Origin of the sequence: Marinimicrobium sp. UBA4509 (assembly GCF_002388575.1) — a bacterium.
Classification (GTDB): Bacteria; Pseudomonadota; Gammaproteobacteria; order Pseudomonadales; family Cellvibrionaceae; genus Marinimicrobium; species Marinimicrobium koreense.
Window position 1 is genome coordinate 1 of sequence record NZ_DGMV01000011.1, and the last position, 22,185, is coordinate 22,185.

At 59.8% G+C, this 22,185-nt stretch carries 20 protein-coding genes; 12 read left to right on the forward strand and 8 right to left on the reverse strand.

The genetic code is table 11. The features are described 5' to 3' along the window. Positions 1–200 precede the first annotated feature (200 nt). The gene (locus tag B3520_RS01360) at positions 201–1,085 is read left to right on the forward strand and encodes an adenylate/guanylate cyclase domain-containing protein (protein ID WP_286875166.1); all 885 of its coding nucleotides are present in this window, start codon (positions 201–203) and stop codon (positions 1,083–1,085) included. 42 nt (positions 1,086–1,127) lie between these two features. Next, positions 1,128–1,604 carry an RDD family protein gene (locus tag B3520_RS01365; RefSeq protein ID WP_286804579.1) on the forward strand — a complete coding sequence of 159 codons (477 nt, stop codon included), beginning with the start codon at positions 1,128–1,130 and terminating at the stop codon, positions 1,602–1,604. A gap of 114 nt (positions 1,605–1,718) precedes the next feature. Here the strand turns inward: B3520_RS01365 and lptG are convergent, their stop codons facing one another. Both lptG and lptF read right to left on the reverse strand, forming a co-directional pair. Beyond that, the gene (gene lptG / locus B3520_RS01370; protein WP_123637086.1) at positions 1,719–2,780 is read right to left on the reverse strand and encodes an LPS export ABC transporter permease LptG; all 1,062 of its coding nucleotides are present in this window, start codon (positions 2,778–2,780) and stop codon (positions 1,719–1,721) included. Continuing rightward, the gene (gene lptF, locus B3520_RS01375) at positions 2,773–3,888 is read right to left on the reverse strand and encodes an LPS export ABC transporter permease LptF (RefSeq protein WP_286804582.1); all 1,116 of its coding nucleotides are present in this window, start codon (positions 3,886–3,888) and stop codon (positions 2,773–2,775) included. Before lptF ends, lptG begins: the two co-directional genes overlap by 8 nt. 202 nt (positions 3,889–4,090) lie before the next feature. Here lptF and B3520_RS01380 point away from each other — a divergent pair, with 202 nt between their 5' ends. From B3520_RS01380 to B3520_RS01395, 4 genes are read left to right on the forward strand one after another with little or no spacing between them, the layout of a single operon-like run. Beyond that, on the forward strand, positions 4,091–5,578 hold the full coding sequence (locus B3520_RS01380; RefSeq protein ID WP_024459820.1) for a leucyl aminopeptidase: 1,488 nt from the start codon (positions 4,091–4,093) through the stop codon (positions 5,576–5,578). Continuing rightward, positions 5,575–6,000, forward strand: a complete 426-nt coding sequence (locus tag B3520_RS01385; protein ID WP_123637084.1) for a DNA polymerase III subunit chi — start codon at positions 5,575–5,577, stop codon at positions 5,998–6,000. The genes B3520_RS01380 and B3520_RS01385 overlap by 4 nt, the downstream gene beginning before the upstream one ends. 14 nt (positions 6,001–6,014) lie before the next feature. Then, the gene (locus tag B3520_RS01390; protein WP_286804583.1) at positions 6,015–6,521 is read left to right on the forward strand and encodes a hypothetical protein; all 507 of its coding nucleotides are present in this window, start codon (positions 6,015–6,017) and stop codon (positions 6,519–6,521) included. Positions 6,522–6,549: 28 nt separating this feature from the next. Then, a complete protein-coding gene (locus B3520_RS01395) occupies positions 6,550–8,409 on the forward strand; it encodes a cation:proton antiporter (RefSeq protein WP_286804584.1) in 1,860 nt (619 codons plus the stop codon). A gap of 18 nt (positions 8,410–8,427) precedes the next feature. Here the strand turns inward: B3520_RS01395 and B3520_RS01400 are convergent, their stop codons facing one another. Beyond that, a complete protein-coding gene (locus B3520_RS01400; RefSeq protein ID WP_286804585.1) occupies positions 8,428–10,617 on the reverse strand; it encodes a response regulator in 2,190 nt (729 codons plus the stop codon). Between the two features lie 21 nt (positions 10,618–10,638). Continuing rightward, complete coding sequence (locus B3520_RS01405) at positions 10,639–10,839, reverse strand: DUF2788 domain-containing protein (protein ID WP_024459815.1); 201 nt, start codon at positions 10,837–10,839, stop codon at positions 10,639–10,641. A gap of 265 nt (positions 10,840–11,104) precedes the next feature. On the opposite strand from B3520_RS01405, the gene B3520_RS01410 reads away from it, so the two are divergent. Continuing rightward, the gene (locus B3520_RS01410; RefSeq protein WP_286804586.1) at positions 11,105–11,416 is read left to right on the forward strand and encodes a hypothetical protein; all 312 of its coding nucleotides are present in this window, start codon (positions 11,105–11,107) and stop codon (positions 11,414–11,416) included. Between the two features lie 29 nt (positions 11,417–11,445). On the opposite strand, the gene nspC is transcribed toward B3520_RS01410, so the two are convergent. From nspC to B3520_RS01430, 4 genes are all read right to left on the reverse strand, one after another. Beyond that, positions 11,446–12,609, reverse strand: a complete 1,164-nt coding sequence (gene nspC, locus B3520_RS01415; RefSeq protein ID WP_286804587.1) for a carboxynorspermidine decarboxylase — start codon at positions 12,607–12,609, stop codon at positions 11,446–11,448. Further along, a complete protein-coding gene (locus B3520_RS01420; RefSeq protein WP_286804588.1) occupies positions 12,609–13,811 on the reverse strand; it encodes a saccharopine dehydrogenase family protein in 1,203 nt (400 codons plus the stop codon). Before B3520_RS01420 ends, nspC begins: the two co-directional genes overlap by 1 nt. Before the next feature lie 192 nt (positions 13,812–14,003). Beyond that, complete coding sequence (gene speA / locus B3520_RS01425) at positions 14,004–15,926, reverse strand: biosynthetic arginine decarboxylase (RefSeq protein WP_286805301.1); 1,923 nt, start codon at positions 15,924–15,926, stop codon at positions 14,004–14,006. A 342-nt stretch (positions 15,927–16,268) separates the two neighbouring features. Next, positions 16,269–17,894 (reverse strand): pectate lyase, encoded by a 1,626-nt coding sequence (locus B3520_RS01430; protein WP_286805299.1) that lies wholly within the window; start codon positions 17,892–17,894, stop codon positions 16,269–16,271. Between the two features lie 278 nt (positions 17,895–18,172). On the opposite strand from B3520_RS01430, the gene B3520_RS01435 reads away from it, so the two are divergent. The 5 genes from B3520_RS01435 to B3520_RS01455 form a co-directional block, all read left to right on the forward strand. Further along, entirely contained in the window at positions 18,173–19,057 is an 885-nt protein-coding gene (locus B3520_RS01435; protein ID WP_286805297.1) for a phytanoyl-CoA dioxygenase family protein, read from the forward strand. Positions 19,058–19,261: 204 nt separating this feature from the next. Further along, positions 19,262–19,714, forward strand: coding sequence for an NUDIX hydrolase (locus tag B3520_RS01440; protein WP_286805296.1), 453 nt, complete (start codon positions 19,262–19,264; stop codon positions 19,712–19,714). A 20-nt stretch (positions 19,715–19,734) separates the two neighbouring features. Continuing rightward, complete coding sequence (mnmA, locus tag B3520_RS01445) at positions 19,735–20,823, forward strand: tRNA 2-thiouridine(34) synthase MnmA (RefSeq protein ID WP_286805293.1); 1,089 nt, start codon at positions 19,735–19,737, stop codon at positions 20,821–20,823. Positions 20,824–20,990: 167 nt separating this feature from the next. Further along, complete coding sequence (gene hflD, locus B3520_RS01450; protein WP_123637072.1) at positions 20,991–21,629, forward strand: high frequency lysogenization protein HflD; 639 nt, start codon at positions 20,991–20,993, stop codon at positions 21,627–21,629. A 148-nt stretch (positions 21,630–21,777) separates the two neighbouring features. Then, positions 21,778–22,185 (forward strand): lyase family protein (locus B3520_RS01455; protein ID WP_286875168.1); only part of this gene is annotated, 408 nt, incomplete at its 3' end.

The following is a 22,185-nucleotide window of genomic DNA, read 5'->3' on the forward strand; positions in this document are numbered from 1 at the left end:
CCGAGCGTTATGAGGCTGCCCGGTATGGGCGGTTTCGAGTGAACGAGGAAGGCGAGCCGCTTTTGGTGGGGTTGCATGATGAGGGGTTGGTGAGGTTGGATCCGGTGGATGGGTAGGGATTTTGCTGGGTACCTGTGTTTTCGGGGCGCCAGGCGTTATCATTCACCTTTAAGAGTCGTTCTGGAGCAGCCTACCGTCTCATGACCGCCATCAATCGGACACTAGCCATCATGTTTGCCGACGTTTCGGGCAGTTCAGCCCTGTATAAGCGTCTTGGCAACCTGTTAGCGAAGCGCTCAGTAGACGGTGCCATCGACATCATGACTCACGTGACCGAGAGCTATCAGGGGCATGTGGTCAAAACCCTCGGGGACGAGGTCATGGCCCGCTTCGATACCGCTCAGGCCGCCTGCGACGCTGCCGTTGCCATGCAGCGGGAAGCCCGCCATGCCGGGGTCGCGCTACGTATCGGTATTGCCTTCGGCCCGGCCCTGCTGGATGACAATGATGTGTTTGGGGAGGCGGTCAACGACGCGGCTTTTGTCGCCAAGGTGGCCCGGGCCAACCAGATTGTGCTCACCCAAACTCTGGTGGATGAGCTTCAGGGGGTTACCCGGGAGCACTGCCAGGAGTTTGACCGCGTGGCGGTCAAGGGCGAAACCCGGCACAGCCTGATTTACCGCCTGCAGTGGGAAACCCCGACCCAGAGCCACAGCGCCACCACGGTGATGTCGATCGAAGAGATCGCCGGAAAAATGAGCCGCTACCAGCTACACCTGACACTCGGTAATGAAGAACTGACCATTCACCCCGAGCAGACGCCCTATATTATCGGCCGAGACCCGATCAAGGCTCACCTGCACATTCAGTCCGGGCTGGCCTCGCGGGATCACTGCCATGTGATTTTCCGGCGCGGCAAGTTCGTGCTGGTGGATCACAGCACCAACGGCACCTACGTCTCGGGCCCGGATCAGCCGGAAATGTACCTGCGACGGGAAGAGTTTCCGTTGTTCGGTTCGGGCACCATCTCCATCGGACAACCGGCGGAGCGCGCCGGTGAATGGCTGATTCACTACCGACTGTAACTCCAATCACCTGACATTCATCGACCGCCGGACCCTATCATCGTGACCGATTCCCAAAACACACCGCGCCCCGCCGGACTGCTTCGCCGTTTTGCCGCCATGGTGTATGACAGCCTGCTGTTGATTGCCGTGGGGCTGGCCTACGGTGCGCTGGTGACGCTGCTTAACGTACTGATTCAGGGCGCGCCGACCGAGCGCGAAGCCATTGAGTGGGGTTATTGGCGATTTCCCGTGTTCATCGGACTGATTGCGGTATGGGTGGGCTTTTTCTATTATTTCTGGGGCCGTTCAGGACAGACTCTGGGGATGCGGGCCTGGCGATTGAAATTGACCGACGCGGCTTCCGGCCAGTTGCCGGCGCCCCGGCAACGGCTGATGCGAGGACTGCTAGCGCCTTTGTCGCTGTTTCTTGCGGGGCTGGGTTATTTCTGGTTGTGGGTCGATCCGAAAGGCCACACCCTGCACGGGCGCCTTAGTGGTACTCGTGTTTGGTTGATGCCGAAGGAGCCCAAGGCGTAGTCGTGCCGGATTGCCGCTTGGTTAATGGTGGATGACGGCCTGCGGCCTCCGAGGCGTCGGACCGATCCACCCTACCTCGGGGTAATGGGAGCGTTCCCCCCGGCAATGAGAGCGTTAGCGGGTGCGGCTTAGGAGGAACAGGCCGAAGGCGGCGCAGGCGGCGATGGGAATCAACACCGCCAGCACCGGCGGGAAGCCGAACACCAGGCTGGAAGGCCCGAGCAGGCTCTGGGTCAATTGGAAGGCAATGCCGAATACCACCCCGGTAAAAATACGCTGACCCATGGTCACTTCCCGCAGCGGACCAAAGATGAACGAAATCGCCACCAACACCAGGCTGATGGTCGCCAGCGGTTGCAGGGCTTTTTCCCAGAAGGCCAGACGGTATTCGCTGTTTTCAAGTTTCTGCTCTGCCAGATAATCCACGTAATAAACCAGATTGCGGATCGAGAGGCCTTCCGGAGGCAGAGCGATGATGTTCAATATTTCCGGGGTCAGGTCCGTCTTCCAGCGCCGCAGCGCGTAGGCATCCACCCGGGTACCCTCGTCTTCAAAGTGGGTGACCGACACGCCCTCTTCCTGCCAATACCCCTGCTGAAACGTGGCCTGCTCGGCGTAGCTGGCCTGTTCGAGTTGCCGCTCGTCATTGAACCGGTAACGGGTGATACCGTGCAGTATTCCATTCGGTTGTACCGCGTTGAAATACAGAAACTCGTTGCCTTCACGATGCCAGAGACCGCGCTCGGTATTCAGGGCCCGCTGCCCGCCCAACGCGACCGCGCGCCGGCTTTCCGCCACCTGATCCGTGTAAGGCGTGACGTACTCACCCAACACCAACCCGATGGCGATAAACACAAACACCGGCTTGAGCACCAGCCATGTAATCCGGACCACCGACACACCGGCAGCCCGCATCACCACCAGCTCACTGGAGCTTGCCAACAGACCAAGGCCGGCCAGACAGCCGATCAGGCTGGCATAGGGAATGTATTCATAGATGCGCCCGGGCATGGTCAGTGCGATATAGATCAGCGCTTCGGACACATCATAGTCGGCGCGCAGGTCGGCCACTTCGTCGATAAACCCACCGATCAGGTCCAGTGACAGGACCACCAGCAACACCAGGGCAATGGCTGCGAATACGGTCCGGGCGATATAGCGACTGATCTTACGCATGTGCTGCCCTCCTTGACCGCCGCTTCTGACGCCCCAGCTTGAGGTTCTGCCAGCTCAGCATCAGTAACGCAATGGCCAGAAACACCCCATGCACCAGCCAGAAACCGGGCATCAAGGGGAAGCTGCCGGATTCCAACGCGCCACGCAAACCGCTCAGCGTCCCGAGGTACAACATGTACAGCACAATGGCTGGCAACATTTTGGCGTAGCGACCGCGACGCGGATCGGTGCGGCTGAACGGCACCGCCATCAGGGCCACCACCAATACCAGCACCGGCAGTGACAGCCGCCACTGCAGGGTGGTGCGTCGCTCCAGGTCCTCTGCCCCGATCAGCTCCGCCGTGCTCCAGGTGTCGGATTGACCGCGCATGCTCGCTTCGATGTTCGGTGGCTTCATGTGCTGGGCGAAAGTCTCGAACTCGGTCACCTCGTAGTCCGCTGCACCGGGCTGCCCTTCATAGCGGCGACCGTTATGCAAGTACAAGTAACGCTGCTCATACTCCGGATGCATGGCCTGCTCTGCATAATCGGCCACCAGAACTGAATGGCGCTCAGCTCCTGCTTCCCGGCCGCCCTGAGCCACAAACAGCGTCTGCAATCGGGTGCGATCATCGCTGACTTCGGTAATGTAGGCCATGGAGTTGGAGTCGCCCAGCGCCTGAAAGCGCCCGGGCTGGATGGTGTCGAACTCGCTGCGGGTTCGCTGCTCGGCCAGAATGGTTTCGGTGGCGCGGGCGCCAGTTGGGCTGACCCAGAGGCTGAGAAAACCCACCACCACAGAAAGCATGAAGGCGGGTATCAGGGTAATGACGACCAACTGCGCCTGACTGATACCACAGGCCGACAGTACGACCATCTCACTGTCGGTATAGAGCCGACCGTAGGCCAGCAGGATGGCGATAAAAAAGCCCAGCGGAATGATCAGCTCGAGAAAGCCTGGCAGGCGGTAACCCATGATGGAGAACAGCACATCCACCGCCAGCTCACCGGCGGCCGCATCGGCCAGGTATTTGACAAAGCGGCCACTCATGAAAATCAGCAGCAGTACGCTGCTGACCGCCAGAGTGGTCACCAGAATCTCACGATTGAGATAGCGAAAAATAATCACACACGCATCCCGTCTGTCGCTCAAGCGGTCACTCTCGCCATGAGCGACCGCGAAAAAAAGACCGGCAACCCGCCCGACACAATTTGCCCTGCGTCGCGGATCGCGTAAACTTGAGACATCAGCCTGCGGCCGATTCCGAGGGGAGGCATTATCCCCTACTCGACCGCATTTGTCTCGACCCCTAACGCAATGGAGTACCGCCATGCAAACCACGGCCAAAGTCGTCAACGCCCTTACCGACCGCAGTGACTGCCTGATTGTGACCGCTTTCGAAAATCAGCAGTGGTCTCCCGCCGCAGAGGCGCTGGAGAAGCAGGCCGGGCAGTTGGCCGCATTGTGCAAGCGCGACGGCTTCAAGGGCAAGGAGGGCGAAACGCTCCTGCTGCCCACACCGGAGGGAACGACGGCCAAACGCGTTCTGGTGCTCGGCCTGGGCAGTGCAGCCCCCAAGGCCGCCAGTTTCCAGCGCGCCCTGGGAAAAGCGGTGGAGGCACTGAAAACCACGCCGGCAAAATCCCTCACCCTGTGCCTCAACGGCGTGACCGTCGAGGACCGGGATCTGCGCTGGACGGCCCGTCAGGTGACCTACACGCTGGGGCTGAGCCAGTACCGGTTTACCCGCTGCAAAAGCCAGAAAGGTGAGGCCTCGCCCTTCGCACCCACCAAAGTGACACTCGGCTGCGCCAAAAAATCCCAGGCGGCGGAAATCAATGCCGGCCTGAGCGAAGGCGTCGCCCTGGCCAAGGGCACCAACTTCACCCGCGAGCTGGGTGACCTGCCCGGTAACATCTGCACTCCCAGTTACCTCGCCACCGAGGCGCGCAAGCTGGCGCGCAACCAGAAAAAGCTGAGTGTGAAAGTGCTCGATGAAAAACAGATGAAAGAGCTGGGCATGGGTTCGCTCCTGTCCGTCTCCGCTGGCAGCGACGAACCGGCCAAGCTGATTGTCATGGAATACAAGGGCGCCGCCAAAACCGAAGCGCCGGTGGCGCTGGTGGGTAAAGGCATCACTTTCGATACCGGCGGTATCAGCCTGAAGCCCGGCGCCGGTATGGACGAGATGAAATTCGACATGTGTGGCGCGGCCAGCGTGTTCGGCTGCATGCAGACGCTGATCGAGCTACAACCCAAACTCAACGTGGTAGCGGTGGTGGCCGCCGCCGAAAATATGCCCAGCGGTGGCGCCACCAAGCCCGGGGATATTGTCACTTCCATGTCGGGTCAGACCATTGAAGTGCTGAACACCGACGCCGAAGGCCGTCTGGTGCTGTGCGACGCACTCACTTACGTGGAGCGCTTCAAGCCCAAAGCCGTGGTGGACATCGCTACGCTTACCGGCGCTTGCGTCATCGCGCTGGGTAACCACGCCACCGGCCTGTACAGCAACCGGGACGAACTGGCGGAGGCCCTGCTCTCGGCCGGTGAAACGGCCGGCGATCGCGCCTGGCGTTTGCCCCTGTGGGATGAGTACCAGAAGCAGTTGGACAGCAATTTTGCCGATATGGCCAATATCGGTGGCCGCGAGGCGGGCAGTGTCACCGCCGCCTGTTTTCTGTCCCGTTTCACCGGCAAGTATGCCTGGGCGCACCTGGACATCGCCGGTACCGCCTGGCGCTCCGGTGCGGCCAAAGGCGCGACCGGTCGCCCGGTACCGCTGTTGATGCACTACCTGCTCAGTCAGGCCTCATGAACCGGATCGATTTCTACATTCTGCCGTCGGATGCGCCCGAGGCGCGGTGGCATTTTGTCGGTCGCCTGGCCGACAAGGCCGCGCGCCTCGGGCACCGGGTGCTGATTGCCGTCGACAACGCGGAACAGGCGCAAGCGCTGGACGAGCACCTGTGGGCGCAACCGGAGGACAGCTTTCTGCCCCATCGGCGCCTCGGGGATACCGACGCGCCAGCAGCGGCCGTGGAAATCACCGACTCCGAGCAATGCGGCGACCATCGCGATGTGCTGATCAACCTGCGTACCGCCGTGCCCTCCCACTTTGAACAGTTTGAACGACTGGCCGAAGTGGTGATTCAGGCGCCGGAGGTACTCAAAACCACCCGGGAGCACTTCAGTTTTTACAAGTCCCGGGGTTATCCTGTTCGCCACCAACAACTGTAATCGAGCGTACAGCCATGGCCGAGCGCAAAGGCGATACCAAAGATACGCTCCTGGATGAGCTGGAATCCATCAAGGGGCTACTGCAAGACGAAGATGATATTCCCATACTCAGCGAGGTGATCGAGGCCATCGAGCCGCTACCGGCGGATAGCCCCCGGCAGCCGTCGTTGTTTCAGGCTTCCAATTCACCCAGCACGCACTCGGCCAAACCCCGCCCGGCCAGCATTACCCGGGCCACGGGCGAAAACCCTTTCTTGCCCGAACATATCCGGGCCCGCCTGCACGGCAACCGGCCGCCGCCGCTGGTGGAGGAGCTCACGGCCAACCCGCCGGCTCAACCCCGGACCGAGCCCCCTACCGACCGCCCCCTATCCCGCGCGGCTCTGATTGAGGAAGTGGTGCAGGCCAGCCTGCCCGATATTGAGGCCCGCTTGCGGGCTCGGCTTTCCTCACTGACCGAAGAACAACTGCAAACCCTGATCGCGGACGACCACGCCCAAAGCACTGAAGGCCCGATTTAAAAGGCAAAAATACAAAAGGATAGTCACTATGGAAAACGCCGGACTCGCGATTGCCCTGATCGGGATCGTCGCTTTATTTTGCCAGTGGGCGGCCTGGCAGGCCCGATTGCCGGCGATTCTGTTTCTGCTGGTCACCGGCCTGATTCTGGGCCCGATCGGCGGCTGGCTGGACCCGGACGCGCTCTTTGGTGACCTGTTGTTCCCCTTGGTGTCACTCGCGGTCGCGGTGATTCTGTTTGAGGGCAGCCTGACCCTCAACTTCCGCGAACTCGGCAGTCTGAGCACGGTGGTGCGCCGTATGATCACCGTGGCCGCCCCCATCACATGGGCCGTCGTCGCGGTTACCACCCACTATCTGTTCGGCATTGGTTGGGACCTCAGCATTCTCTTCGGGGCGCTGATGGTGGTGACCGGCCCCACGGTCATCACGCCGCTACTGCGCAGCGTCCGGCCCTCCGAGCGGGTGGCCAATATTCTGCGTTGGGAAGGGATTGTAATCGACCCGGTGGGTGCCCTGCTGGTGGTTGTGATGTACGAGTTTATCGCCACTCAGAGCCAGGCGGCCGCTTTTGGCCACAGCGTACTGCTGTTTCTGGAAATCATTGTGGTCGGCATGGTAATCGGGCTGGCGGCCGGTTATCTGTTGGGTAAAATTCTGGCCCGTCAGTGGCTGCCGGAGTATCTGCACAACCTTGCCACGCTCAGCCTGGTATTCATGGTGTTTACCTTCTGCAATCACCTGGCACACGAGTCGGGTTTGCTGGGGGTCACGGTGATGGGCATGTGGCTCGGAAACCAGAAGGATGTGCGCATTCACAACATCCTCAACTTCAAGGAGAACCTGACCATTCTGTTCATTTCCGGGCTGTTCATCATCCTGGCCGCCCGCCTGCCCCAGGAACAGCTCATTGGTATTTTTACCCTGGCGCCACTGCTCCTGTTGCTGGTCATTCAATTTGTTGCACGGCCACTGTCGGTGGCTTTCGCCACCCTGGGCTCACCGGTCAACTGGCGCGAGCGCATTGTGCTCAGCTGGATCGCCCCGCGGGGTATTGTGGCGGCTGCAGTGTCCGCCCTGTTTGCCCTGCGCCTGGAGGAGCAGGGACACCCGGATGCGCACTGGCTGCTGCCTTTGACCTTCGCCATCATTCTCGGCACCGTGGTCTTCCAGAGTGCCACCGCCCGCCCTCTGGCCCGCGCCCTCAAGGCGGTGGAACCGGAGCCGCGGGGCGTGCTGATTCTCGGCGCCAACGCCGTGGCGCGAACCATCGGCAAAGCATTGATGGAGCAGAAGTTGCCAGTCATGGTGTGCGATTCCAACTGGGAAAATATCCGCACCGCCCGCATGGCGGGGCTGCGCACCTTTTACGGCAACCCCACCTCGGAATACGCCAGCCAGCGTCTGGAGCTGACCGGCATTGGGCAGTTGCTGGCCCTGTCACCACTGCGTGAACTGAACGTGATTGCCTGCATGCATTTTCGCAACGAGTTCGGGCGCGAGAACGTCTACACCATTCGCCACACGTCTGAAAATCACAAGGCGGAGAAGCATCACGTGGCCGACGACCTCAAAGGCGCTACCCTGTTCACCGAGCGCGCCACTTACGCCAAGCTCGCCAGCCTGATTGGCGAGGGCGCTGAAGTTCGGGTTACCCGGCTGACCGAAGATTTCACCTTCGAGGCCTTCAAGAAGAGTAAAACCCGCGGTACTTTGCTGCTGTTCAGCATCAGTGAAGATGGGGACTTGCGCCCCTTTGTGGCGGGACGGGAGGAAACACCAGAGAGTGGCTCAGTGTTGCTGAGCCTGGTACCGGCGGACCAGTCTTCGAAAGAGGTGCCGGTGCCTGAGACGGACACGCCGCCCGAGTCGCCTTCGTTACCGGACTGACCGCGATACCGGGGAGGTTTACCTCCCCTTCCCCAGCCACTGTTCCAGGTGACTCTGAAGCGCTTCATAGCGCAGAGGCTTGCTGATGTGATCATCCATACCCGCCGCGCGGCAGCGGTCCTGGTCTTCGTCGGCGGTGAATGAAGTCATGGCAACGATCGGCAGGTGTCGGCCACCGTCATCCGCCTCCGCCTCCCGGATACGCTCGGTGGCCGCTATCCCGTCCAGCTCCGGCATGTCGCAGTCCATCAATACCAGATCAAACTTTTCTTTGCCGATGGCCGACAAGGCCTCTTTGCCATTGCTCGCCACATGGACCTGGCAACCCAATTTTTTGAGCATGCCGGATACCACCATCTGACTGACCCGCTGGTCTTCCACCAACAGGACGCGGCGCCCCGCCACCGGATTGATGCCATCGTCTTCCTCTTCGGCCAACAGCGCCTCGGAGGTATCGTGGCTCAGCAGCCGGTGTACCAGCGTTTCGTACAGCTTGCGGTGCATGATGGGTTTTTCGATACAACTCACCTGCGGATACTCGTGCAAGTGGTTCTTGGTTTCGTCGCTGTCTCGCTGCAGGAGACTCATCGCAATGATCTGGGCCAGACCGCTCAGGGCCGGCTCGGTGGCAATACTCCGAGACAGGACCAGGCCATCGAAGCTGTCGAGCTTGTTGTAGATCAGTACCAGGTCTTCAAGCTGCTCGCTCTGTGCGCTGGCTTTCAACTGCTTGATCGCCTGGGTGTGACCATACACCCGGGTGGATTTCATGCCCCAGCGCGCAAGCTGGTCCACGAGATCCAGCGCCACCACTTCCGGAATATCCACCAGCAGGATTCGCTTGCCGCGCAGGCGCTGTTCCTGCTGGCCAACATCCTGATAGGCCACCACGTCCAACTGCACATTGATGACAATGCGCTTGCCGGACTCCCGGTTCTCCACCAGATTGACACTGCCGCCCATGCATTCGGCCAGGCCTTTACAGATGGACAGACCGATACCGCGCAGATTCTGATCGGAGCGCTCGTCAGTGTCCTCATCATGTGCGGTCCGGGAGGCATCACTGATCACCAGCTGCAGCTCACCGGATTCATTCTCACCGGGGTGAAACACTGCCTCCACGAAGATCTGTGCCATACCCGAATGCTTGACCGCATAGGTCATCAGGGTGCCGAAAATCTGCCCCAAACGGGTGGCATCGCCCTCGACTCGCCGGGGCAGTTCCTGGTCAAACACGTAGTTCAGCTCAATCCCCTGCTGGTGGGCTTCCAGAGCAAAGTCCTGAACCAGCTTTTCCAACAGGCGGCGTAGATTGAACGGCACTTTTTCCAGCTCGAGAGATTTGGTGGTGATCTTGGAGAAGTCCACCACATTGTTCACCAGATCCAGTTGTCGTTCGGCCGCCTTGCTGGCGAGCAACAACAACTCCCGATGGCGCTCAGACATCTGCTCATCGTCTACCAGAGCCAGAGTGCCCAGAATGTCGTTGAGCGAGGAGCGAAACTCCTGCCCCAGGTTGACCAGAAATTCGTTCTTCAGCTCGATGGCCGCTTTGGAGCTGCGCTGCTCGAATTCCAGCCCTTTGGCCCGCTCGCGCAGCGCGTAGTTGGCCTCCAGTCGCTCCCAATAAGTATTGGAGGTCACTTTGGCCTGGTGACTCAGCATGGTGTAAAACACCAGCATGATACTGCCGTACAGGTAACCCTCGACGCTGAACAAGAACACCGCCGTCAGGGCCGCGGGCACCTGGCCAATGAACAGGTAGGTGGTCAGGAAACGCCGATAGGGTGCGAACACGTTGGCCACACTGGAGTAGAACACCACAGAGTAGAGCCACATGATCAGGGTTTCATCCCGCATCCCGATCAGCCAGGTCAGGCTGACCAGGATAAAGGCCCACCAACCGGCGCCGAGAAACGACGCGAAGAAATACTGATTGCGCCAGCGCGCCGGCGCCCGGGCGTAGAGGGTGTCAAAGCGGAACAGGTAATAAGCGCGCAGCAAGGTCACCAGCAGCAGGCCGACGATCAGGACAATCGACAGGTTCTGGTAGTTCTGGAAAAAGTCACCAAACACCAGACAGGAGACCGCGACGATAAAGTTGAGCACCAGCCCGCGACGGCTGTACTTGGCGACCCGGGCATCGGTGTCGCGCATGATCTGACGGTCTTTCTGGACTTTGGAGGTGGGAACGAACAGTTGCAGCATGCGCGACCTTCCCGAACGATATTATGGATTGATGACTTCAACCAGAATGGTCTTGATCAGAAAACCGGCCAACCCGAGTGCCAGGGCCAGGAACAGGATGAAGGTACCGAACCGTCCTGCTTTGGACTCTTTGGCCAGGTCCCAGACGATAAACAGCATGAACAGAATCAGGCCACCAATTCCCAGGACCAGTGACCAACTTTCAAACTGCTCAATCGTCATACCTGAAAACACCTCAAATGACCGATCTTTCGACAGCCGACATTGTATAAAAAAAACGCCGGCACCGATAGCAAAGGCTTGCAAGCACCACCGTAGGAACTACACTCAATAAGCCTGTTCGGGGCGAATGGCCGCTTTTGCAGGCCAGTTCACACAAACCGACGGAACGCTTGTGGTTCAGCGTCGTCACACTGTCCGGGAGCGCAATGGCGCGCTTTCGGGTAACACCACGTCCAACTAGAACCCATTCACAGGAGTTGATGCTATGAAAACGCTTATCTGGCTCACCAGTCTGACCCTGATGGCCGCAGTGGCTACCGGCTGCTCACAGGAAGAAGCCGACAATACCGTGGAAGAAGCGGCCGAGGAAACCCGCGAAGCCTGGGACGAAACCAAGGAAGCGACCGGCGACGCCTGGGAAGCAACCAAGGAGAAGGCTGACGAGGCGGGAGACGCAATTCGCGAAGGTGCGGACGAAGCCGGTGACACCATGCAGGAAGGCTGGGAAACCACCAAGGAAAAGAGCCGTGAAGCGGCAGATGAAATGCGCGACACCATGGATGGCGACAACGAGTAACAGGCCGGATCACAGACCCGCCGAGCCCATCAGGACAGGCGGGTCTTGAAATCCTCGTAGCCGAACTGACGCACCACTTCCAGCTCATCCGTGCGGGAGTCCCACAAGGCGATTGATGGCAACGGAATGCCATTGAAGGTGGTGGTCTTCACCATGGTGTAGTGCGACATATCGTCAAACAGCAATCGCTGCCCTACCCTGAGCGGCTCGGCGAAGCTGTAATCCCCCATCACATCCCCCGCCAGGCAGGTCATGCCGCCCAGCCGATAGGTATGGGCCAACTCGCCGGGCTCTCCGGCACTCCAGATATCCGCGCGATAGGGCATTTCCAGAGTGTCCGGCATATGGCAGGTTGCCGAGGTGTCCAGAATGGCCTGGTCCAGCTGATTCCAGGTGATGTCCAGAACCTCGGCTACCAACACACCGGTGTGGATTGCCACGGCTTCGCCGGGCTCGAGATAGACCTGCACATCGTGACGACGACTGAAGTCCTTGATCAGCTCAATCAGGGCGTCCACCTGATAACCCGGCTGGGTAATATGATGGCCACCGCCGAAGTTCACCCACTCCATCTGCTCCAACCAGGGGCCAAACTTTTCCTCAACCGCTTTGACCGTGCGTTCCAGCGGCGGCACATCCTGCTCGCAGAGGGTGTGAAAGTGCAGACCGGAAATACCCTCAAGCAGCTCCGACTCAAACCGACTGGCCGGAACCCCCATGCGGGAACCCGGGGCACAGGGATCGTACAAGGGGACTTCTCCCTCCGAGTGTTCCGGATTGATCCGCAGACCAAAACGCAACTGCGGGCGACGCTGCTGGGCGGCCAGGGCGAGATCGCGGAACCGGCGCCACTGGCTGAAGGAGTTGAACACCACATGATCGGAGAGCTCGAGGATTTCCTTCAGATCCGACTCCCGGAACGCCGCCGAGTAGGTGTGCACCTCACCGCCGTAGTATTCCCGCCCCAGGCGCGCTTCGTGCAGGCCACTGGCGCAGGTGCCGGACAGGTAGCGGGCGGTCAGGTCCCCCAGGCGCCAACAGGAGAACGCCTTGAGCGCCGCCAGCACCTTGGCCCCACTCTCGCGTTGCACACGATTGAGGAGCTTCAGGTTCTCCTCCACCGCAGCGACATCCACCACGAAACAGGGGGATGGAACGCGCTGGGGATCAAAGTCTTTGAACGACGCCGTCATCAGTCTTCCATGCCGGTTTTCTGGGTGACTTCTTCCACCTGCCAGGGCAAACCGTACTGGTTCAGATCCTCCATAAACGGATCCGGATCCAGTTGCTCCATGTTCCACACCCCGTCTTTCATCCATTTACCTTCCAGCATCATCTTGGCGCCGATCATGGCGGGCACACCGGTGGTGTAGGAAATGGCCTGGGACTTCACTTCCGCGTAGCAGGCTTCGTGATCACAGATGTTGTAGATGTAGACGGTCTTGGGCTTGCCATCTTTCATTCCCTGCGCCAGACAGCCGATGCAGGTTTTGCCCTTGGTACGTGGGCCGAGGCTGGCCGGGTCCGGCAGCAGGGCCTTCAAGAACTGCAGAGGAATGATTTCCTTGCCCTCGAAGTTGACCGGCTCAATGGAAGTCATGCCGACGTTCTCGAGCACCTCCAGGTGTTTGAGGTAGTTGTCGGAAAAGGTCATCCAGAAGCGGGCCCGCTTGATTTCCGGGAAGTGCTTGGTGATGGACTCCAGCTCTTCGTGGTACATCAGGTAGCAGTTTTTCGGTCCGATGCCATGAGGGAAATCAAAGGAGCGCTTTTCGCTCAGCGGGTCGGTTTCCTTCCAGCCACCATTTTCCCAGTAACGCCCCTTGGCGGTCACTTCCCGGATGTTGATTTCCGGGTTGAAGTTGGTGGCAAAGGGGTGACCGTGATCGCCCGCATTGCAGTCGATGATATCCAGGGTGTGAATCTCATCCAGATGATGCTTTTTGATATAGGCGGTATAGACGTTGGTCACACCCGGGTCGAACCCCGAGCCCAGCAGCGCCATTTTGCCCGCTTTGACGAATTTTTCCTGATAGGCCCACTGCCAGCTGTACTCGAACTTGGCTTCGCCCGGTGGCTCGTAGTTAGCGGTGTCCAGGTAGTGCACACCGGCTTCCAGGCAGGCGTCCATGATGGTCAGATCCTGGTACGGCAGGGCCACGTTGATCACCAGGTCCGGCTTTTCCTGCTCAAGCAGCGCCACCAATTCAGGGACATTGTCCGCATCCACCTGGGCGGTTTTGATCGGCCGATCAAGCTGCTCGGCAATGGCCTTGCACTTGGCTTCAGTGCGGCTGGCGAGCACGATCTCTTCAAACACTTCGGGGACCTGGGCGCATTTGTGGGTAACCACGCCGCCGACGCCACCGGCGCCAATGATGAGTACTTTTGCCATAGTGTTGGCTCCTTTAAACCAGACTTTAATTGGTTGCGACAGTGAGTTGGGTGGTTGCGTTTAGTTTGGTTACGGCGGATGCGCTTCGCTTATCCGCCCTACGGCTGAGCGCAGCGGTATAAACCCGCGTAGGGCGGATAAGGGCGAAGCCCGCATCCGCCGTTACCCTACACCACCCGGCGCTACCTTACGCTACCGCTCAAAATACGTATAACCCCGCAAACTATCGGTAAACGCTGCCAACATTTCCTGTCGGTCGGATACCGTAATGCGCCCATCGCGCACGGCCTGCTCGGCGGTGGCGCGAAACTGCTTGAACATCGCCTGGGGGTCGTATTCCACATAGCTCAACACATCGGCGATGCTGTCGCCGTGCAGCTCGTGCACAAACTCCATGCCACCTTCGTTGTTGATGCGAATGCTCGCCACGTTGGTGTCACCAAACAGATTGTGCAGGTCGCCCAGGGTTTCCTGATAGGCGCCCACCAGGAACACCCCCAGGTAATATTCTTCGCTGGCTTTGACCGGATGCACGGACAGGGTTTCGGTATTGCCGTGCGGCCCCGCGAAACGATCCAGCTTGCCATCACAGTCGCAGGTCAAATCGGCAATGATTGCCTGGCGCGTGGGCTTTTCGTTGAGCCGATGAATCGGCATGACCGGAAACACCTGCTCAATCGCCCAGGAGTCCGGGAGCGACTGGAATACGCTGAAATTGCCATAGTAAATATCGGCCAATTGCTGCGGAAGGGTTTCCAGCTCCGCCGGGATGCGCTTGAGCTCCGGCAGCAGTGCGGCAATTTTCTGCAGACCGGCCAGGTACAGATTTTCCCCGAACGCTCGCTCCCGCAGGCTGATTTCGCCGCGGTGGAACATATCGCGGATCTGGTCCCGGTAATAGGTGACGTCGTTGTAGCTTTCCTGCAGGTTGTTGGGCGCAATCACCCGAATGGCGTGCCACAGGTTGGCCAGCTGGGCATGACTGTCTTCCGGCAGGGCCTCTGGCAACGGCGCCGGATCAAAATGCCCAACATCCAGAATATTGAACAGCAACACCGAGGTGTGGGCCACGGTGGCCCGTCCGGATTCAGTGACAATCACCGGGTGCTCAATATCGTGGGGATCCAGCGCCTGCTGGATCGCTTCCACCACGTCCACGCAGTACTCCTGAACGGAGTAGTTCCGGCTGTGCCCGCTGGTACTGCAGGTACCGTCGTAGTCGATGGCCAGACCGCCGCCGAGGTCCATGTACCCCAGCGGCGCGCCTTCGGCCACCAGGTCAATGTAGTAACGGCAGGCCTCGAACACGCCGGCCCGAATGCTGCGAATATTGGGAATCTGGGAACCCAGGTGAAAGTGCAGCAGTTGGAAACAGTGCAACAGGCCCGCTTCGCGCAGGCTATCCACCACCTCCACCAGTTGGATGGCGGTGAGACCAAACAGGCTGCGATCACCGCTGTCTTCGCTCCAATGTCCCTCGACCTTGGTCGAGAGTTTGAGGCGCGCACCGATGAGCGGATCAACACCCAGGGCGCGGCTGCGCTCGATGATCAGCGGTACTTCTGCGGGGGTTTCCAGCACGAAAAAGCACTTGAAGCCCAGCTTGCGGGCCTGCAGGCCAAGGTCGATAAACTCGGCGTCTTTATAGCCGTTGCAGATGATCAGGCTTTCCCGGTTCTGCAGCGTGGACAGGGCGATCATCAGCTCAGCCTTGCTGCCCGCTTCCAGCCCGTGGTTGTAGCGCTCGCCAAAGCGGGCAATTTCCGCCACGATATGGCTCTGCTGGTTCACCTTGATCGGGAAGGCGCCGCGGTAGCAGCCCTGGTAGCCGGTGGTTTCCATCGCCTGGGCAAAAGATTCGTTCAGAATGCTGATACGGCTGTCCACCAGGTTTTCCAACCGCAGTAGAACCGGCATTTCCAGCCCGCGCTGCTGCAATCCGTGGGCGATATCCATCAGGGATACCGTCGCTCCCGCCTGGCCGTTGCTGGGTGAGCGTACCACCACTTCACCCTCGGGTGAGACGCCGAAATAGCCGCCTCCCCACTCTTCGATGCCATACAATTCAGATGAATGGCGTGCCGACCAGGCCTGGGATTCGTTGGATTCAGTCAATGCAGCAACCTACCTCTGTTTAACGTTGGCAAGCCCCCCGGGAGCCGGAGGGAGAAGATGTGCGAAAGGCGCGCAATTTTGCCCAAACCGGCCCCAATTGCAAACCTTTTTTTACCCGGCCCGCCAGTAGGTCGGATTAGCGCACAGCGCGTAATCCGACAAAAAGGCACAAGGCGGTGGTTCGTCGGGTTGTGCTCCACTAACCCGACTTACTTTTGTCTATCGGGCTACGCTTCGCTAACCCGACCTACGCCTGCTACGGCTGGCCCGCGGGCCGAGATCATTAAGGTCGTCAACCTTGCCAGAGTTTCCCTGTACGCGCAAACGACGCGAGCCGCGCCATCACTCACTCTGCGCCTCCAGGTAGCGAATCAACACCCCCATGTTCCTGATAAACGCCCCCGTGGAAATTCCCATGACCGGCTCCTCCGCCCGATAGGGTGAGGTATCCCACTGATCCCCCACGTGTCGGCTGCCAAAATCGCCCGCCGCAACCGCCTCTGGGGCCGGCCCGATATAGGGGTTGGAGGTAAAGCGCAGGGGCGTCGGCCAATAGCCCTGGCCGTTCAGGGTGGCGCGCACCCGGGCCGCATCGGCGGCCAGGTCACCGGTATCCACCGCCTCCTGAGCCCGGGTATTGAGGTCGGACACGCTGACATTGCCCAGAGTGAAAAAGCGGGGCAAATCGGCGCTTTGGGGCTCCAGCAACGGTGAGCCTCGGGTGGCCTCCTCCCGGGGCATGGCTTTTACCGCCCGATAGAGGGACCACAGCGCCTCGACATCGATATGCCGGGTGGAGCGATAATGGGAGAGAGCGTCGTCCGGGCTGTAATCGGCATAGTACTCGCCGTTGGTCACGTTGGAGCCCCGCCGGTGGGTGTGTAGGGCTTTTCCGGTCCCGACTTCCACAAAGGTGGGATGGGTGCGTCCATCTCGCTGCTCACTTTCGGGCAGGCGCACCCGATCAAGCCAATCCAGCGCGGCAGGGATCGGCGCCAGAAACTTGGTATCGCCGGTCAGACGGTAAAACTTGATCAGTTGATAGACATTGGCTGCCGTGGTACCCGGCGACAGGGACTTGGGCTCATAGGTGCGTGCCCCGGCAGGCTCCAGCTCCAGCGTGTATTGCATGGCCCAGCCGGGCTGGGGCGGCCCCATCCGGGTAACCAGGAAGCTGTTCATGGCCCGAATCACCGGCTCGCGCAAGTCCGAGCGGCCCAGGGCCTGATAGCACAGCAGCAGGAACTCAATGTTCTCCTGGGCCACATCATCATTGAAAGTCAGGAACGAAGTGTAATCCGGCTGGCCATCTTTGGAGTGCTCGTAACGCAGGGGATAGCGCTGGGGCCAGCCACCGATCGGGTATTGGCTGTCGAGGACAAACTGGATCGCCCGTTCCAGAGCCGGGCGATAGCGTGGGTCCCGCTCAATCATATACAGGCGCAGGAGAAACTTCGCCGACTCCATGGTGCCCGCGTCATCAAAGGTGGCATTGCCGTAATAATGCTGGAACTCCTCCAGCCGCCAGGCGTTCTTCCCCACGGTGTTGTACCAGTGCTTCAGGGATTCCTCCCCGGCGTAGTCCGCCACATAGTTCCAGCCGCCGGAGGGGTGCTGTGCCCAGATCAGGGCATTGGCCACCTCCTGTGCCGCCTCGTAGTAATAGCGGTCCCCCGTTGCGGCCAGGGCATCGAGGTAGAGATGCCCTACTGTGGCGGTGCCCGGGGGTTGAATCCAGATCATGGTGCGCTTGGCCTCCAGCTCCCCCCAGACCCGGGAGAAGTCCGGCAGGTAGGACCAGAGGTATCCGCCACGAAAACTCACCTCCTCGCGCATAAAGCGGGTGGCGTCTTTCATGGTCGCTTCAATGTCGGAACGGGATGGGCCGTCGGCCAGTGCGGACAGCGGGTACACGGAAAGCAGTACGACCAGCCACCGAAGTAGCTGAGCTCGGGTCATGCGAATCATCTCTCTCACCTTTTTGTCATCGTAATTATTGTTAATGGATGTGTTTTTATACTTGGATATTAGCGGTTCCAACCGCAAGGTCCCAAGGACTTTACCCGTCTTTTCACTTTTCGCACACTATAAATATTTCACATGCAATTGGTTTTTTAAATAAAAAGCGGGGTTGAACGCTCCACTCCTAGACCCTATTTCTCCAGCGCAGGCTTGGCCAAAGCTTTCTTCTTTAGTGAACCGATTGATTCCTGCGAATGATGACAGTGAATTAAGGAGGAATGACCTTGCTTAAACGATACGATCCCTACCCCTCCCGCACTGGTGACGTCGAACAGATCATACCGCGCACCGACCCGGTCATTTACGGTGCGGGCCACAGCGACCGCCCGCACGGGCTATCCGGCGAGCAGCTGGCGCACTACGAACAGAAAGGCTTTCTCACCCTGCCCGGCCTGATGGGCGACACGCTCGACACCATTCGCGCCGAAGCGGACGCGCTCAAAACCACCATGGCGGGCCGAGAAGAGCTGTACACCGAGCCCGACAGCGGTGAACTGCGCACCATTTTCAAGCCCCATGCCTACAGCGAAACCATTGCCCGCATCGCTCGGGACCCGCGCATTCTGGAACCGGTGAAACAGATTCTGGGCTCCGACGTGTACCTCACCCAGTCCCGCATCAACCGTAAACCGGCGTTCAAGGGCCGCTCCTTCGCCTGGCATTCGGACTTTGAAACCTGGCACGTCGAGGATGGCATGCGCCACATGCGGGCCGTCACCGCCTGGATCATGCTGACCGATAACCACGAGTACAACGGGCCGCTGTATGTGATTCCCGGCTCCCACAAACACTATGTGTCCTGCGCCGGCACCACCGAGGAGAAGAACTACCGCAAGTCTCTGAAAAAGCAGGTGGCGGGTGTACCCAGCAAGGAGTCCCTGGAAACGCTCTTGAAAGACCACACCATCGAAGGGCTTTATGGCAAAGCCGGCACCCTGGTGCTGCACGAGTGCAACATTCTGCACGGCTCACCGGACAACATTTCCGGCGACCCTCGGGCGTTGTTGATGTTTGTCTATAACAGTGTGGAGAATGAGTTGGAGCAGCCGTTTAGTGGGCAGGCGCCGCGGCCCCATTATCTGGCCGACAGGGAGCCGAAGGTGTTGTAGCGTGTTGGAATTGCGGTAACGGCCACAGCACGGTAGGGCGGATGCGGGTTATACCGCTGCGCTCGGCTCCGCCCTACGCGACCTTTCGTGCCCCAACCCTTGCCGATTCCCCATCTATCAACCTGACTCGCCCCCGTGTCGCCGGGCGTCAAATCCGGTAAACTGTGCCTTTCGCTTGCAAATTCCCCGACGACAAGGATTCTTATGACCTGGGCACCCCACGTGACCGTGGCCACTGTGGTGGAGCGGGACGGCCGTTTTCTGTTTGTGTATGAACACGCCGATGAGCGCGATGTCTACAACCAACCGGCCGGCCATCTGGAACCCGGGGAAAGTCTGGTCGAGGCGGCGATTCGGGAAACCCTTGAGGAAACCCGTTGGCTGGTGAAACCCACCGCCCTGCTGAGTATCAGCCTGTACAATGCGCCGGCCAATGGCGTGACCTACCTGCGGCACACCTTTGTGGCCGAGGCCCTGAAGGAAATTCCCGAGCAACCCCTGGATGACGGCATCATTGAGCCGCGCTGGCTGACCCGGGATGAGCTTCTGACCTGTAAAGCCCAGTGGCGCAGCCCCATGGTATTGGACGCCGTCGACGAGTACCTCAGCGGCAAACGCTATCCGCTGGAGCTTCTGCACCGTCAGCAGCACAACTGATTGAACAACACCGGATTCTCATGACAGCAGACACCAAACCCCGCGTCATCGTCGGCATGTCCGGCGGCGTCGACTCCTCGGTCACCGCCCTGATCCTGCAGCAGCAGGGCTATCAGGTCGAAGGCCTGTTTATGAAAAACTGGGACGAAGACGACGGCACCGAATACTGCACCGCCAAGGACGACCTGGCGGACGCCCAGCGCGTGGCCGACCGGCTGGGCATCAAGTTGCACACCGCCAACTTTGCCGCCGAGTACTGGGACAATGTATTTGAGCACTTCCTGGCCGAATACAAAGCCGGACGTACTCCCAACCCGGATATCCTGTGCAATCGGGAAATCAAGTTCAAAGTCTTTATTGAATACGCCGAAATGCTCGGCGGTGAACTGATCGCCACCGGTCACTATGTGCGCCGTCAGGACCGGGACGGGCGCACCTATTTATTGAAAGGCCTGGACCCCAACAAGGACCAGAGCTACTTTCTGCACGCGGTCGGTGAGGCCGAATTTGCCCGCAGCCTGTTTCCGCTGGGGGATATCGAAAAGCCCCAGGTGCGTCGCATTGCCGAAGAATACGGCCTGGCCACCGCCAAGAAGAAAGACAGCACCGGCATCTGCTTTATCGGCGAGCGCCGTTTCAAGGACTTTCTGCAGCAATACCTGCCCGCCCAGCCCGGCACCATCGAGACGCCCGAAGGCCAGGTCATCGGCGAGCACGCCGGCCTGATGTACTACACCATCGGCCAGCGCCAGGGCCTGGGTATTGGCGGCGTGGCCGGTGCGAGCGAAGCGCCCTGGTTTGTGGCGCAGAAGGACCTGGAGCGCAATGTGCTGATTGCCGTGCAGGGGGAGCACCCGCTGCTGTATAACAACGGACTGGAGGCGAGCCAGATTCACTGGATCAACGGCGAAGCGCCCGCACCGGTATTCCGCTGCATGGCCAAGACCCGCTACCGGCAGGCCGACCAGGCGTGTGAGATCACCGTGGATGGCGACCGTATGAAAATTGACTTTGATGAGCCCCAGCGTGCCATCACCCCCGGCCAATCCGTTGTGTTGTATGACGGAGATGTATGTCTCGGCGGCGCGGTGATTGAGCGGGCAGTGTGATTCACGCTTTGGTAACGGCGGATGGGAGTCATACCGCTGCGCTCGGCTCCGCCCTACGGATAGCACGCGGCAGGTGGCGTAGGGCGGATAAGCCGGAGACGCATCCGCCGCAACCCAACCCTGAGCATCCACAGCCATCATATTTACAATGAGGACCTATTAACCCCGTGACTGACAAGCTCGAAAACGCCACCATCGCCCTGGCGGGCCTCTTCCAGGCCGCCGGCCTCGTGGAACAACTGGCCAAAACCGGCTACGTACCCAGCGACGCCTATCGCTGCACCATCGAGAGCCTGTTCGCCATGGACCCGCCCAACACCCGGGCGGTGTACGGGAACACCCTCGCCCACCTCATTCCCGGGCTGGAAATCCTCCAGGCCACCCTGGAGCCCGGCAACCAGCAACACAAAGACGCCCTGCGTTACAGCCTTGGGGTACTGCACCTGCAGCGCAAGCTCAGTGCGCGCAAGGACATGCTGGGCGTATTGGGCACTCGCCTTAAACAGGCGGCCCGACAGGCTGAGCTGTTCTCCAGCACCCACGAGAATGTGATCGGTAACCTGGGGGACCTGTACAAGGAAACCATCAGCACCTTCCGCTTTCGCATTCAGGTGACCGGGGATCAGGGGTATCTGCAACAGGCCCGTATCGCCAATCAGGTCCGCGCCCTGTTGTTGGCGGGCATCCGTTCGGCCACCTTATGGCGGCAGGTGGGTGGCAGCCGGTGGCAGTTGATTTTTCAGCGCAAGAAGTTGGCCCAGACGGTGGATCGGTTGTTGCGCGAGGCGAAAGCCGAGTTGCGTTGAAGTGAGTCCAGGTGGGTTACGGCGGATAAGGGCGAAGCCCGCATCCGCCGTCACCATTGCGCTCGGCCCATACAACGCGCAAAATCACCCATTTTCCGGTACAATGCCCGCCTTTTCCAATCCGTTTGAACCCAAGCAAGAGACTCCCATGGCATCCGCAACCTTCGACCAACTCACGCCCCTGAACGCTGTTTCCCCCATTGATGGCCGCTACGGCAGCAAAACCGCTGATCTGCGCGCGGTTTTCAGCGAATTTGGCCTGATTCACTGCCGCGTCGCGGTGGAAGTGCGCTGGTTGCAGCGCCTGAGCGAACACCCCGACATCGCCGAAGTGCCGGCCTTCAGCAAAGAGACCCATCAGAAGCTGGATGCCATTGTGGCCGATTTCAGCGAGGCCGAAGCGGAGCAGATCAAGGAGATTGAGCGGACCACCAACCACGACGTGAAAGCCGTGGAATACTTCCTGAAGAAGCAAGTCGCCGGCAACAAAGAGCTGGAAGCGGTACTCGAGTACGTGCATTTCGCCTGCACCAGCGAGGACATCAACAACCTGTCC

What these genes read in the sequence shown, in the direction of transcription:
- B3520_RS01360 (WP_286875166.1), top strand. Translation starts at nt 201, where the DNA reads ATGACCGCCATCAATCGGACACTAGCCATCATGTTTGCCGACGTTTCG.
- lptG (WP_123637086.1), bottom strand. Translation starts at nt 2,780, where the DNA reads ATGCGTAAGATCAGTCGCTATATCGCCCGGACCGTATTCGCAGCCATT.
- B3520_RS01380 (WP_024459820.1), top strand. Translation starts at nt 4,091, where the DNA reads ATGCAAACCACGGCCAAAGTCGTCAACGCCCTTACCGACCGCAGTGAC.
- B3520_RS01385 (WP_123637084.1), top strand. Translation starts at nt 5,575, where the DNA reads ATGAACCGGATCGATTTCTACATTCTGCCGTCGGATGCGCCCGAGGCG.
- B3520_RS01390 (WP_286804583.1), top strand. Translation starts at nt 6,015, where the DNA reads ATGGCCGAGCGCAAAGGCGATACCAAAGATACGCTCCTGGATGAGCTG.
- B3520_RS01395 (WP_286804584.1), top strand. Translation starts at nt 6,550, where the DNA reads ATGGAAAACGCCGGACTCGCGATTGCCCTGATCGGGATCGTCGCTTTA.
- B3520_RS01400 (WP_286804585.1), bottom strand. Translation starts at nt 10,617, where the DNA reads ATGCTGCAACTGTTCGTTCCCACCTCCAAAGTCCAGAAAGACCGTCAG.
- B3520_RS01405 (WP_024459815.1), bottom strand. Translation starts at nt 10,839, where the DNA reads ATGACGATTGAGCAGTTTGAAAGTTGGTCACTGGTCCTGGGAATTGGT.
- B3520_RS01410 (WP_286804586.1), top strand. Translation starts at nt 11,105, where the DNA reads ATGAAAACGCTTATCTGGCTCACCAGTCTGACCCTGATGGCCGCAGTG.
- nspC (WP_286804587.1), bottom strand. Translation starts at nt 12,609, where the DNA reads ATGACGGCGTCGTTCAAAGACTTTGATCCCCAGCGCGTTCCATCCCCC.
- B3520_RS01420 (WP_286804588.1), bottom strand. Translation starts at nt 13,811, where the DNA reads ATGGCAAAAGTACTCATCATTGGCGCCGGTGGCGTCGGCGGCGTGGTT.
- B3520_RS01430 (WP_286805299.1), bottom strand. Translation starts at nt 17,894, where the DNA reads ATGATTCGCATGACCCGAGCTCAGCTACTTCGGTGGCTGGTCGTACTG.
- B3520_RS01440 (WP_286805296.1), top strand. Translation starts at nt 19,262, where the DNA reads ATGACCTGGGCACCCCACGTGACCGTGGCCACTGTGGTGGAGCGGGAC.
- mnmA (WP_286805293.1), top strand. Translation starts at nt 19,735, where the DNA reads ATGACAGCAGACACCAAACCCCGCGTCATCGTCGGCATGTCCGGCGGC.